The following is a 13282-nucleotide window of genomic DNA, read 5'->3' on the forward strand; positions in this document are numbered from 1 at the left end:
GGGGGGAGATTGGCTGTCTTTCCCGCCATCGCTAATTATCAACCTTGCAAGACGAGTAAAGCCGTCAACGCTGCCGATCTCCCCCCTAGAGGGGGAGATGCCCGGCAGGGCAGAGGGGGGCGCCTCGCACTGAATCACGCGGTTACAGCCCTGATCGCCGGGTACAGCTCCCGGTAGCGCTGATAGGCATCGGCATAGACGCCGCCAAGCGCCGCGTCCGGTTCGATCGTGGCATCCGTCCTCGGTGCCGTACAGACTTCCAGGGGATCGGCACCAGTCGCAGCGATCAGGCCGAGCCGTGCGGCGCCAAAGGCGGCGCCGAAGTCGCCGTCGGCGGGAATGTCGACAGGCAGTTGAAGCGCGGTGGCAATCGCCTTCAGCCAGTAGCGCGAGCGGGAACCGCCGCCGATCGCCGTCACCCGCGTCAGACTCGTGCCGGCCGTGGCCAGGGCTTCGAGGCTGTCGCGGAAGGCAAAGGCTACACCCTCCAGCACGGCCTGGGTCAGCACGGCACGGCTCGATTCATGCGCCAGCCCGGCGAACGCGCCGCGAATGGCGGCATCATTGTAGGGTGTGCGCTCACCCGAGAGATAAGGCAGGAAGGACACGCCGCTCGGCGCCTTCAATGTATCGCCGAGCTCGGCGGTCAATTCGCCGGCGCTCTTCCCGGTGATTTCGGACAGCCAGTTGAGCGAATCCGTCGCCGACAGGATGACCCCCATCTGGTGCCAGGTGTTCGGCAGGGCGTGGCAGAAGGTGTGAACCGCGCTAGCCGGGTTGGGCAGGTAGGAAGCGTTGGCGGCAAACAGCACGCCCGATGTGCCGAGCGAGACGAAAGCGTGGCCGGCGCCGACCGTGCCCATGCCGCAGGCCGAGGCCGCATTGTCGCCGGCGCCGCCGGCGATTGGAATGCCGGCCTGGACGCCCCATTTCGAGGCCAATTCACTGCGCAGTGCGCCTGCCTTGTGCGTACCCTCGACCAGCGACGGCATCTGCTCCTCGTCGAGCGACGTCGCTGCGAGCAGGTCCGTACTCCAGCGCCGCTTGCCGACATCGAGCCAGGAGGTACCGGCAGAATCCGACATTTCCGAAATGTGTTCGCCCGAAAGCCAGAGCCGCAGGAAATCCTTGGGCAGCAGCACTTTTGCGACCTTGGCGAAGAGAGCAGGTTCGTTGTTTTTCACCCAGGCAAGTTTCGGCGCCGTGAAACCGGGAAAGACGATGTTGCCGGTCAGGGCGCGGAAGCGCGGATCGGCATCGAGGACAGCCGCCTCGGCATGGCTGCGCGTGTCGTTCCACAGGATGCAGGGACGCAGCACCTTGTCGGCGGCGTCGAGCAGCGTGGCGCCATGCATGTGGCCGGACAGGCCGATGCCCTTGACCGCGGCGAGTTCATCCGGATGGGAGGATTTGAGCTCGGCAATTGCGTCTTCGCAGGCCCGGATCCAGTGCTCGGGATTCTGTTCCGACCAGCCGGGATGCGGCCGTGAAACATCAAGCGAACCATGGCCGGAACCGATGACGGTTTGCCCGGCATCGATCAGCAGCGCCTTGACGCCCGACGTTCCGAGATCGAGGCCCAGATACATGTCTTCCTCCCACGCCAGTTAATTTTTTCGGGTCTCGAAAAAATCTGACTTGGCCAGTTTTTAAAACAAGATCCGCTTCGGGTCAATTCTCCGACAAATCGGCGGCGCGTCGCACAAACAGCGCTGACAGCGGACTGTCGGGCCGCGCCATCGAACGCTCGGCCGTGAGCGCCCTGGCCAGCGCACCGTCACCGGCGCGCAACGCTGCCTCGATCAGCGTCAGGTCGATAACATCGCGCTGGGCGTGGCTGCCGCCGAAGCGATGGGAGATCGATCGGATCGGCCGGATCAGGCGCACGGTCTCGGCGTAACTGCCCTCACCGAATGCCTTGATGGCGAGCGTCAGCGGATGGCCGACATCCCGCGTGAAAGCCGCATTGTCGTCGCTGCCACGCATGGCCTCGCGCTGAGCCTCAAGCAAAGCGAGGGCCGGCGCATCTAACCCTGCACCGACAAAGGCCATCATCGCGTGGGCATCGTTGAAGGCATAATTGCCGGCGCCGGCCTTATGCCAATTGGCGGCGAGCGCCGCCCAGCGGTCGCCGACATCGACGCCGCCGAGGGCGAGCCGCCACAGGACTGCCGAGGCATCGACCATGTTGAGCGCCATCGTCGATTGCACGCTGTAGATGGGGCCGTCATAGAGGGCCAGCACCGCGTCGGTCTCGCCGAGATCATAGTGGAACAGCGCCAGGTGCCACCAATTGTGCACCTGCAGGAAGCTTTCCCTTGTCCACGCTTCCGGGTTGGCCTGCATCCAGGCGATGCCATCCCTTTGCCGGCTCTGCATTTCCATGACATGGGCGACGGCATGCTGCGCCCAGCCGTCGCGCGGCTCGATGTCGACCGCCGCGCGGCCAAGCTGCTCGGCCCTGACATAGTCACCCATTTCCTCCAGCCCGAAGGCGTGCATGCCGAGCATGGCGTGGTAGCCGGGCATGCCGCTTTGCCAGGACGGCAGGGCGCGTGCGATGCGGTCGCGCAGCATGCGTGCATTGCCGGTGAAGAAATCGATCTGGTGGCCGACCTGCAGCGCCAGCCCGTCGCGCGGGGTCTCGATGGTGATGTCCTCGAGAATGCGGCTGGCTTGATGCCAGCGTCCGTTGGCGAGATGACCCAGGGCTGTGACATGCGCCCGCTCGCGCGTGGTCGCGGCAAGCGGCAGTGACGCCTCATGGCAAGCCTTGGCCACCGCTGTCGCCTCCCGCTCGGTGGCGAGGCCGAACAGATAGCCCTTGAAGACATGCGCCATGACGAAGCCGGGATCTTCCGCGATGGCGCGGTCGTCGGAGGCTACGGGGTCGCCGATGAAGCACTGCAGTTCACGCACCGCCTGGCTGTAGGGGGTGGATCCCGCCGCCGTCGCGCCCGAAAGCGCCAGGCCGAATGCGTCCCTGGTTGCCATGCGATGTCCTTTCATCGATCCGTGACAGGGCCTCGATCCTTCGGCCCAAACCGATCCTAAAGCATGGGCCACGGACACGCCAACCGCGCGCTACGCCAGATCATTTCAGTAGTCTTTGCAGTTTAGCAACCATGCGGGGCAGATTAGGCTTTGTAAAATCGAATGAATTGTGTCTTCATTACGGCGGCTGGCGGGGGCTGGAATCGCGAATCGAGAGGGGACGCGATGCGGCATATGAAGAACTCGCCTCCGAACAGTCGTTCGGGGGATGCTCAGGTGGCAGTTGCTTCGCTACGGCGAAAGCCGCAGCCGCTACACCCGTGGCTTATTAGCATCTTCTCAACTACAGCTTTTGCGTTGCTGCCCAACTCCGCCGCGTTTGCCGCATGCGTGCTGGGTCCATCCGCTGGAAACACCGTCTACACCTGCGATAGCGGCGACTCGGGCGGCAGCCTCACCGATGCCGATGGCGATAACACGCTGAATTTTCCCGCCGGCGGCACCGGGCAGATATCAGGCAACGTCACCTTTGGTGTCGGCACGGACCGCATCGACATGCAGTCCGGCACCATCACCGGCACCGTCGATCAGGGCGGCGGCACGGATTTCTTCACCATTGGCGCGGGTACCGTCGGCGGCAATGTCCAGCAGGGCGCCGGCATCGACGACTTCAACATGAGCGGCGGCCAGATCGGCTCGCTCAACCAGGGCGACGGCCTCGACACCTTCACCATGACCGGCGGACGCATCGTCGATTTCTTCGACGATGGCGACCGCGCCGTGATGACCGGTGGCCGCATCGGCCGCGTCAACATGAAGCTCGACCAGAACTATTTCAACATGTCCGGCGGCACCATCGACCGCAACCTCGTCACCGGCTTCGACAAGGACACGATCATCCTGTCGGGCGGCACCATCGGCGGCAACATCAGCGTCAGCGGCGGCGATGACAGCGTCACGGTCACCGGCGGCACGGTCGGTGGCGATATACTGATGAGCTTTGGCGCCGACAGTTTCGTCTGGAACGGTGGCGGCATCATCTATGGTTCCGTCGATCTCGGCGGCGACAACGACACCGCCAGGCTCAGCAACCTCACCAACGCCAATCTCGGTGCCACGGACGCCATATCAGGTGGTGCCGGCAGCGATGCGCTGACCCTGGACAACGTCAAACTGGATGGGGTCAGCCGGCTCCAGAACTGGGAGAGCATCGACGCCACCAATGACACCGAGCTGACGCTCGACGGCAATCTGGTGCTCGGCGACAGCGGCACCGGCACGGGTTCGCTCAGTGTCGATGCCGCAAGCACGCTCTATGGCGGTGGTTTCAACGCAGCGATCCAGGCGTTTACGGCAGGCCAGTTGGCGCAGGTCACCAATGCCGGCCGCATCGACCTGACCAATGGCACCACCGGCGCCACCGACAGCCTGACGATTTCGGGCAATTATGTCGGGCTGGGGGGCCTGCTGCTTATCCAGACCGAGCTCGGTGACGATTCCTCCGCATCCGACAAGTTGGTCCTGTCGAGCGGAACGGCTTCCGGTTCGACCGGCATCTCCGTGGTCAATCTCGGCGGCGCGGGGGCTGCGACCACGCAGGACGGCATCATGGTCGTCCAGGCAATCAACGGCGCCACCTCGGGCGCCACGACATTCGCGCTCGACGCCCCGGTCGCCGCCGGTGCCTTTGAATATTACCTGTTCAAGGGCGGCGTCAGTGCCGGCAGCGAGGAGAACTGGTACCTGCGCTCGACGCTGAACACGCCGGCCCCTCCGGCCGCCGCCCCGCCGGCGCTGGAACCTACTGCGCCGCCGGAACCAGAGCCGCCGGCGGCCGAACCGCCGCCGCCGCCGCCTTCCGAGCTGCCGCCGACGCCGCCTCCGACCGAGGGCGACATCAACAACCCGCCGGTCGATCCGACACCGCCGGTGCAGGCCGCCGATCCGGAGCCCGAGCCGCCGCCGGCACCACCGCCGGCACCAGTTGCGGATCCGCCCCCGCCGCCGCCGGTTGTGCCAACGGATGTGCCTGACCTGCCGACACCGGCGGCGGGCGAGGAGATCCTGCTCTATCGCATCGAGGTTCCGGTCTATTCCGCCTTGCCCCCGGTCGCCGAACATCTGGCGATGACGACGCTCGGCACCTTCCACGAACGGCGCGGCGAGCAGAGCCTGTTGTCGAACACCGAGCTGTCGCCGGTCTGGGGCCGCATCTTCGGCCAGGACAGCAAGATGGCATATTCAGGAACGGTATCGCCGTCCTTCGACGGCACCCTGTTCGGCCTCCAGGCGGGCTTCGATCTGTTCGGCCGCGAAACCGCGTCGGGCCAGACCGATCGCGCCGGCCTGTTCGTCGCCTATGCCAGCATGAATGGCGACGTGCGCGGCCAGGCGCTGGGCTGGGACAATCTGTCCGTCGGCAGCATGGATATCAACGGCACCAGCGTCGGTGGCTACTGGACCCGGATCGGTCAGGGTGGCTGGTACCTGGACGGCGTCCTCATGGCCACCTTCTTCGGCGGAGACGCAACATCGTCGCGCGGCATCGGCATCGACGTCGGCGGGACCGGTGTCACCGCTTCGCTGGAAGGCGGCTATCCCATCGCGCTGGGGCAAGGCTGGACGCTTGAACCGCAGGCGCAACTGGTCTGGCAGCAACTGTCGCTCGACGATGCATCGGACCGCTTTGCTTCGGTTTCCTTCGATACCGACGGCAACGTGACCGGCCGGCTCGGCGCACGGCTGCAAGGCGAAACAACGATCAATGGCATGGCGCTGCAGCCGTACCTCAAGGCCAACATCTGGCACGATTTCGGCGGCACGAGCCATGTCAATTTCGACACTACCGATATCTCCACCGAGGGCAGATCGACCTCGTTCGAATTCGGTGGCGGTGTGATCGCCAAGGTGACGGACAAGGTCAGCATCTTCGCCACCGGCGACTACACCACCAATCTCGGCGGCGACGAGCGTCGGATACTCGAAGGCAATCTTGGGTTCAGCGTCAAATGGTAAGGTTGATCATGACCCGAAAACAATTTCGGGGTCATGAGCAAAAAGACAGCTAATTGCTGGAACGCATCGCCACCGTGGCGATGCCGGCGCCGACCAGCAGCGTGCCGCCGGTGCGGTTGAAGATCCGGATCGCCTTGGGATTGCGCACCACGTTGCGTGCGCGTGAGGCGATCAGCGCATAGCCAAAGGCATTGGCGAAGGCGAGCGCGAGGAAGGTCGTCTCGAAGATCAGCATCTGCGTCCAGAAATCGGCGTGCCGGTCGAGGAACTGCGGCAGAAAGGCGACGAAGAAGGTGATGCTTTTCGGGTTGAGCGCGGTGACCAGCCAGGCGTGCGCCATCATCTTGGCCGAGGAGACCGCGTCGGTGCGCGGTTCGGCTTTCAGCGCGCCGCCGGCGCGAAACAGTTTCACGCCGAGATAGATCAGATAGCCGGCGCCGATCAGCTTCAGGATGGTGAAGACACCAGCCGAAGCTGCCAGCAGCGCGCCGATGCCCAGCATCGACAAGGTCATCGCGGTGAAGTCGCCCAGCGCCACGCCGATTGCCATAGGCAGAGCGGTGCGCCAGCCCTGGCCCAACGCGTAGGACACGACGAGAAGGATGGTCGGACCCGGAATGATGAGGAGGATCGTCGACGCGGCGGCGAAGGCGGCCCAGTTTTCGAAGGACATGCTCGTCTCCCTTGAGCTTAAAGAAGAGGATAAATCCTCAGGCCCAGGAGAATGTAAAGAGGCGATTTCCCTGACTGCGCCAGCGGCAGATCGGTGTCAGTTCGCGCCGCTCAGCGTGCTCACGATATCGGCCAGGCTGACATTGGCACCGAGAACGGTTGCCGCCGCGACAATGGCAGCGGCAAAAAGCTTGATGTCGGTTTTTAAGATCTTGCACATGGAGGCCCCTCGCTGATGGTTCGAGGAGTAGGAAACGCCGGCGCCGGGAATATGACCCGGCCGAGGTCTTTTTGTGCAGCAGCCTTCGTTCAAGCCCAGGCAAGAAGGTCGGACATCGTCAAGGCCATGCGCAAATGCAGGCTGTGCAACGTCTTCACGCTTTATCAACCATGAATGATGAAAATGCCCGCTATCCGGCCGGACCGTGCTTCCCGCCGACAGCGTAGGGTCTGGGTATATGCGTGAGTTGCCGCAAGGTCTGACGCCGCCGCGAAATGGCGACGCAATCGAAACCGATCATCATCTTTCCCGCCGCGCCATCCTGTCCGGGGCAGGGGCGCTCGCGCTGCTGAGCGCCGCCGGTTGCTCGACCTCGGGCTTGGGTCTGCCGGCGCTCGAGCTCGACGACGTCACCACGGGTTCCGTGCGGCCGATCCGGCCAAGCATCAGCGTCGACAAGAACATCACCAGCCCCGGCGTCATGTATGCCGGGCTGACCGACGGCGGCTTCAACGTGCCGGAAGTGCCATATCTGAAGGTCAAGCCGGAATTCCGTCGCCAGATCGTCGTCGACACGACAGGCGAGGCGCCCGGCACCATCGTCGTCCATCTCAAGGAGCGCATGCTCTATCTCGTCCAGCCGGGTGGCGACGCCATTCGCTACGGCGTCGGCATCGGCAAGGATGGCTTCCGCTGGTCGGGTCGCGCCAACATCCAGTACGGCAGGGAATGGCCGACCTGGACGCCGCCGCCGGAGATGATTGCCCGCAAGCCTGAACTGGTGAAATGGCAAGCCGGACAGCCCGGCGGCCTCACCAATCCGCTCGGCGCGCGTGCCCTCTACATCTACCAGGACGGCAAGGACACCGGCTATCGCATCCACGGCTCGCCCGAATGGTGGAGCATCGGCCAGGCGATGTCGTCGGGCTGCGTGCGCCTGATCAACCAGGACATCATCGACCTCTACAGCCGCGTCTCCAAAAAAAATCCGGTCGTCGTCGTCTGACGCTTATGCGGCGTGTTGGCGCCGCTCGAAACTCCCGTTGCGCGATGCGGCAAGACAGGCCAAGGTGCCTTGAAAACCATCGCGCCGGGAGAAATCAAGCATGGCTGGAACGTTTGTCATCGCGCAGGGCGGCGGCCCAACCGCCGTCATCAACCAGACGGTTGTCGGGGCGACACTGGAGGTCCGCAAGCGGCATCCCGGTGCCAAGGTGCTGGGCTCCATCCATGGTGTGCGCGGCATCCGTGACGGCAATTATATCGACCTTTCCGCCATCCCCGAGGACCGGCTGCGGCTGATTGCCGGCACGCCGAGCGCCGCCCTCGGCTCGACCCGCGACAAGCCCGACGCCGCCTATTGCGATGTCATCCTCAACGGCCTGAAGAAGGCCGGCGCCGACGCCTTCATCTATATCGGCGGCAACGACACGTCGGGTACCCAGCAGATCCTGACCGATGCCGCCGGCGGCTCAATTGCCTTCGTCCATGCGCCAAAAACCATCGACAATGATCTCGAGGAAAACGACCACACGCCGGGCTTCATTTCGGCGGCCGAGTTCGTCGCCGGCGCCTTCCTGTCCGTCGATCTCGATTTTCGTGCGCTGCCCGGCATCTATGTCGGCATCGTCATGGGCCGGCATGCGGGCTTCCTGACCGCGGCCGCGGCCGCCTGGCAGCTCGACCCCGACAGCGGCCCGCACCTCGTCTACGTGCCCGAGCGCCCATTCTCGGCCGCCGGCTTTATCGACGACGTGCGTGCCACGCTCGATCGCCACAAGCGCTGCATCGTCGCCGTTTCGGAAGGCGTCAGCACCGCCGACGGCAAGGCGCTGGTCGAAAGCCTGGTGCCGCCGGACAAGCTTGAGCGCGACGCGCATGGCAACGTCAAGCTGTCGGGCAGCGACCTGCCGGCCGCACTCGAGCGCGCGTTGGCGGAAGGCCTGCCGGGCAAGCGGGCCCGCGTCGATGCGCTCGGCTACATGCCGCGCGGCTATATCGGCGCCATCAGCGCGGTCGACGCGCAGGAGGCGTTCGATGCCGGCGCTTTCGCCGTCACCGTCGCCGAACAGGGCGGCGGCTCGGTGGCGTTGCAATATGACGGCACCAGAACGGTGCTGAAGAAAGTGCCGCTCAAGAACGTCGCCGGCAAGACACGCCACATGCCGGACGATTTCATGAAGCCCGATGTCAATCAGCTGTCGGATGCCGGCATGGCCTATCTCAAGCGGCTGGTGCCGGAAAAGTACAAGGTCGGGAAGCCCTTCGTCTGATGCCGGGCTCACACTTGATGCCCGGCTCACAGGTGATGCCCGACTGGTTCAGCAGGAGCGTCGTCGACGACAAGACGACGATGCTGACCGAGCCCTTCGTCCATGCCTATGTTCGGGCCAATATCTGGCATCTGCGCGGTCGCGATGCCGACCTGCTCGTCGACACCGGCATGGGCATCTGTCCGCTGGCGCCGCAGATCGAGACGGCGGAAGGCAAGCCGCTGCTGGTCGTTGCCACCCACATCCATCTCGACCATGTCGGCTCGCTGCATGAATTCCCGTTGCGGGCCGGGCCAAGGATGAGCGCGGCCCGGTTCGAGACCATGGATGAGGCCGCGACCTACGCCTACATGTTCCATGACCTCGACGGTGCCGTCTCGAAACTGCCGGCGCCCGGATGGAAGTCGGCCGACTACAGGATCCCGCCCGCGCCGTTGACGCGAACCCTGGACGAGGGCGATGTCGTCGATCTTGGCGACCGGCAATTTCGCGTGCTGCATTTGCCGGGCCATTCACCGGATTCGATCGCGCTGTTCGACGAGGTCGACGGCCTGTTCTTCAGCGGCGATGCCATCTACGACGCCATGCTGATCGACGACCTGCCGGATTCCGACCGAGCCGCCTATGTCAGCACGATGCGGCGCCTGCTCGACCTGCCGATCCGCATCGGTCATGGTGGACACGGACCGAGCTTCGACGGCAAGCGCATGCGCGAGATTGCCACGGCCTATCTCGAGCGAAGCGCCGGTGGCTGAGGCTCCAGCGAGACAGCAAGGTGCCGCCCAACGACTTTGCGGCCCTGCCGCCGTGCGGATATTAAATCTTCGTAAGGTCGCCCTAAAACCCTAAATCGGGCGAATCCGCGCCCTAGATGCAAGGCCGTCGATCCGGTTGGCTGCCATGTAGGCGAGACGGGCAATTGCGACCTCGACACGCCGATGACCGATTTCCCCGCACGGGAGAGGCCACGGCGCTGGATCAACTCTCGCCCGGACAAACGACCATGTCAGATATCCTTCGTAGGCATCGCGTCGCGGCCTTGCTGGGCGCTGCGCTGATCATATCCCCCTTCGTCATGTCTTTCGCCCAAGGCGAGGGCAACACCATTCCGACAACCCAGACGCCTGTCGCCGGCATCACCGCGCCCAATGGCTCGTTCGCACCCATCGTTGCCGCCGACAAGCCGGCGGTGGTGACGGTCACCACCGTCATGAAGGCACAGCCTGAAACGATGAGCGATGCAACTCCTTTCGACGGCGGCTCGCCTTTCGATGACTATTTCCGCCAGTTCTTCGGTGACCAGGGCATGCCGACGCCGAAGACGCCGCCACAACAGCAACCGCAGCGCGCCGAGGCGCTGGGTTCCGGCTTCATCGTCGGCGCGGATGGCACCGTCGTCACCAACAATCACGTCATCGATGGTGCCTCTTCGATCAAGGTGACGCTCGACGACGGCACCGAACTTCCGGCCAAGCTTGTCGGCCGCGATGCCAAGAACGATCTCGCCGTACTCAAGGTCAAGTCGGACAAACCCCTGCCGACCGTCAAATGGGGCGATTCCGACAAGCTCATGCCAGGCGACCAGGTGCTGGCCTTCGGCAATCCGTTCGGCATCGGCACCACCGTCACGGCAGGTATCGTCTCAGCGCGCGGCCGTGACCTGCATAGTGGCCCGTTCGACGATTTCATCCAGATCGACGCGCCGATCAACCACGGCAATTCCGGCGGTCCGCTGGTGGATGTCGCCGGCAATGTCGTCGGCATCAACACGGCGATCTATTCACCCAATGGCGGCAGCGTCGGCGTCGGCTTTGCCATTCCGTCGGATCAGGCCCAGAAGGTGGTCGCCAAGCTGATGAAGGGCGGCTCCATCCAATACGGCTATCTCGGCGTTCAGATCCAGGAGGTGACACCCGATGTCGCGAGCGCCATCGGGCTCGGCCATTCCGGCGGCGCGCTGGTTTCAGAGGTCAACGACGGTTCGCCGGCGGCCAAGGCCGGCGTCGAGACGGGTGACGTCATCACCAGCTTTGCCGGGCAGGACGTGAAGGATCCCAAGGACCTGTCGCGGGCGGTCGCCGATGTCGCGCCGGGCGCCAGGGAAACGGTGGATGTCTGGCGCAAAGGCAAGCCGATGCGGATTTCCGTCGATGTCGGCCAAAACAGCGCCGATGCGAAGACCGCGTCGCTGGACGACGGGTCCGACGCGCCGAGCGCCGGGCGCGCTCCCGCGATAGGACTCGGCTTGATGGATATAACGCCCGACATTCGCCAGCAGATGAACCTAGCCGGCAAGCAGCACGGCGCGGTGGTTGCCAGCGTCAACCCCGACAAAGCGGCCGCCGCTTCCGGAATACAGGCCGGCGACATCATCGTTGCCGTCAATCAGGTGCCGGTCAAGAACGCCAGGCAGGTAACCCAGGCGATCGCCTTGGCCGGCAAGTCCGGCAGGAAATCGGTGCTGTTGCTGGTCGAGCGTGGCGACGCTCAAATGTACATCGCGGTGCCTTTCGCCAATGGCTGAGAAATGGCGTTGACGTGAACATGGGACCGGCAGGTCCATCGGTGACGATCCCGCCGGTCTCCGCCCGTCAAGATTTCGGTTGCCCGTCAGGGCATCTTCGAGAACATTGCGTCAGGCCGATAGTGGCCTGATTGCATGGGGATTGCCGCTATGGTCACCCGAGGTTTCTCTTCAGGACGGCGCCCGCCAACCGATGGCGATGCCCGCATCCCGCCGGGCCAATATCTGGAACAGGGTTTTCCGGTGCTGTCGGCCGGTCCGACGCCGCGCGTGCGTACCGAGGATTGGTCTTTCACGCTGAAACATGGGCCACGCCCGATCAAGAAATGGAACTGGGCCGAGTTCAACGCCCTGCCACTGAACAAGATGACGCGCGACATCCATTGCGTGACCGCATGGACCAAGTTCGACACGCCGTGGCAAGGCGTGCTGGTCGACGATATCCTTGCCGATGCCGGTTTGGAGCCGCCGACCGGCTTCACGCTGGCGCACGCGTTCGACGGCTACACCACCAACGTGCCGGTCAAGGACCTCACCGCCGGCAAGGCCATGGTGGCGCTGCTCTACGAAGGCAAGCCGATCACACCGGACCATGGCGGCCCGGCAAGGCTGCTGGTGCCGCATCTTTATTTCTGGAAGTCGGCCAAATGGTTGAACGGCCTGCAATTCACCACGCGAGACGAGCCCGGTTTCTGGGAATTGCGCGGCTACCATATCTATGGCGACCCATGGCGCGAGCAGCGCTACACGGACGATCCATGAGCGATGCGGCGGCAGTGCAGTCGCCCTGGCAAACAGCCGGCATCGTCCGCATCGAAAAGCGCACGCCGCGTGTCACCAGCTTCTTTTTCCAGCCGTCTCGGCCCTTCGCCTATCGCGCCGGGCAGCATGTCGACGTCAGGCTGACGGCGCCGGACGGCTATCAGGCGCGCCGCTCCTATTCCATCGCCTCCGCGCCCGAAACGAGCGGCGCAATCGAACTGGCGATCGAAAAACTCGACGATGGCGAGGTCTCGCCCTTCTTCCACGAGGTCGCGGCAGTGGGCGATGAAATCGAACTGCGCGGGCCGCTTGGCGGGCATTTCGTCTGGCCGGAGGATGAGAGTGGACCGCTTGTTCTGGTCGGCGGCGGTTCGGGCGTCGTGCCCTTGATGTCGATGCTCCGCCACCGCGCCGCGCGTAATTCAGCGGTGCCCGTCGTCCTGGTCTTTTCGGTCCGGGTCTGGGACGAAGTGATCTTTCGTCACGAGTTGATCGCCCTCGACGAACGCCAGGACGGCTTCGACCTGATGCTGACACTGACGCGCGAAGCCGCACGCCGTCCAGCCGACTATGCGCGGCGGGTAGACGTCGCGATGATGGTTCAAGCCATGACGCGGCTGCCGGAGCCGCCTGGCATCGCCTTCGTCTGCGGCTCCAACGCCTTCGTTTCCGCGGCCGCCCAAGCGCTGATCGATGCCGGCGTTGCAGCGGAAATCATTCGCACCGAACGCTACGGAGTTTGAACGGACTCTGGCGGTTCGGTCGAGACACGATGCTTCAAGCCTTGAAAATCGACCGATGAGGTAATACCTTGTCGGAATA

11 protein-coding genes are annotated in these 13282 nt (G+C 64.3%); 7 read left to right on the top strand and 4 right to left on the bottom strand.

All coding sequences use genetic code 11. The features are described 5' to 3' along the window. Nucleotides 1–134: 134 nt before the first annotated feature. Complete coding sequence (xylB, locus tag AC0L2U_RS24915) at nucleotides 135–1589, bottom strand: xylulokinase (RefSeq protein ID WP_473602784.1); 1455 nt, start codon at nucleotides 1587–1589, stop codon at nucleotides 135–137. 82 nt (nucleotides 1590–1671) lie between these two features. After that, nucleotides 1672–2994, bottom strand: coding sequence for a tetratricopeptide repeat protein (locus AC0L2U_RS24920; protein WP_473602785.1), 1323 nt, complete (start codon nucleotides 2992–2994; stop codon nucleotides 1672–1674). Between the two features lie 225 nt (nucleotides 2995–3219). Here AC0L2U_RS24920 and AC0L2U_RS24925 point away from each other — a divergent pair, with 225 nt between their 5' ends. Then, complete coding sequence (locus AC0L2U_RS24925; RefSeq protein WP_473602786.1) at nucleotides 3220–6009, top strand: autotransporter family protein; 2790 nt, start codon at nucleotides 3220–3222, stop codon at nucleotides 6007–6009. A gap of 49 nt (nucleotides 6010–6058) precedes the next feature. Here the strand turns inward: AC0L2U_RS24925 and AC0L2U_RS24930 are convergent, their stop codons facing one another. Next, on the bottom strand, nucleotides 6059–6682 hold the full coding sequence (locus AC0L2U_RS24930) for a LysE family translocator (protein ID WP_127270197.1): 624 nt from the start codon (nucleotides 6680–6682) through the stop codon (nucleotides 6059–6061). 96 nt (nucleotides 6683–6778) lie between these two features. Further along, nucleotides 6779–6901, bottom strand: coding sequence for a hypothetical protein (locus AC0L2U_RS24935; protein WP_127270199.1), 123 nt, complete (start codon nucleotides 6899–6901; stop codon nucleotides 6779–6781). 238 nt (nucleotides 6902–7139) lie between these two features. Here AC0L2U_RS24935 and AC0L2U_RS24940 point away from each other — a divergent pair, with 238 nt between their 5' ends. From AC0L2U_RS24940 to AC0L2U_RS24965, 6 genes are all read left to right on the top strand, one after another. Beyond that, a complete protein-coding gene (locus AC0L2U_RS24940; protein ID WP_127322091.1) occupies nucleotides 7140–7907 on the top strand; it encodes a L,D-transpeptidase in 768 nt (255 codons plus the stop codon). A gap of 100 nt (nucleotides 7908–8007) precedes the next feature. Then, nucleotides 8008–9174 carry a diphosphate--fructose-6-phosphate 1-phosphotransferase gene (locus tag AC0L2U_RS24945; protein ID WP_127808243.1) on the top strand — a complete coding sequence of 389 codons (1167 nt, stop codon included), beginning with the start codon at nucleotides 8008–8010 and terminating at the stop codon, nucleotides 9172–9174. Nucleotides 9175–9209: 35 nt separating this feature from the next. Then, a complete protein-coding gene (locus AC0L2U_RS24950; RefSeq protein WP_127328591.1) occupies nucleotides 9210–9929 on the top strand; it encodes an MBL fold metallo-hydrolase in 720 nt (239 codons plus the stop codon). A 248-nt stretch (nucleotides 9930–10177) separates the two neighbouring features. Beyond that, entirely contained in the window at nucleotides 10178–11698 is a 1521-nt protein-coding gene (locus AC0L2U_RS24955; protein WP_473602787.1) for a DegQ family serine endoprotease, read from the top strand. Between the two features lie 150 nt (nucleotides 11699–11848). After that, complete coding sequence (locus AC0L2U_RS24960) at nucleotides 11849–12460, top strand: molybdopterin-dependent oxidoreductase (RefSeq protein ID WP_127395761.1); 612 nt, start codon at nucleotides 11849–11851, stop codon at nucleotides 12458–12460. Then, entirely contained in the window at nucleotides 12457–13203 is a 747-nt protein-coding gene (locus tag AC0L2U_RS24965) for an FAD-binding oxidoreductase (RefSeq protein WP_127320468.1), read from the top strand. Before AC0L2U_RS24960 ends, AC0L2U_RS24965 begins: the two co-directional genes overlap by 4 nt. Nucleotides 13204–13282 lie beyond the last annotated feature (79 nt).

Source organism: Mesorhizobium sp. WSM4808 (assembly GCF_055811675.1).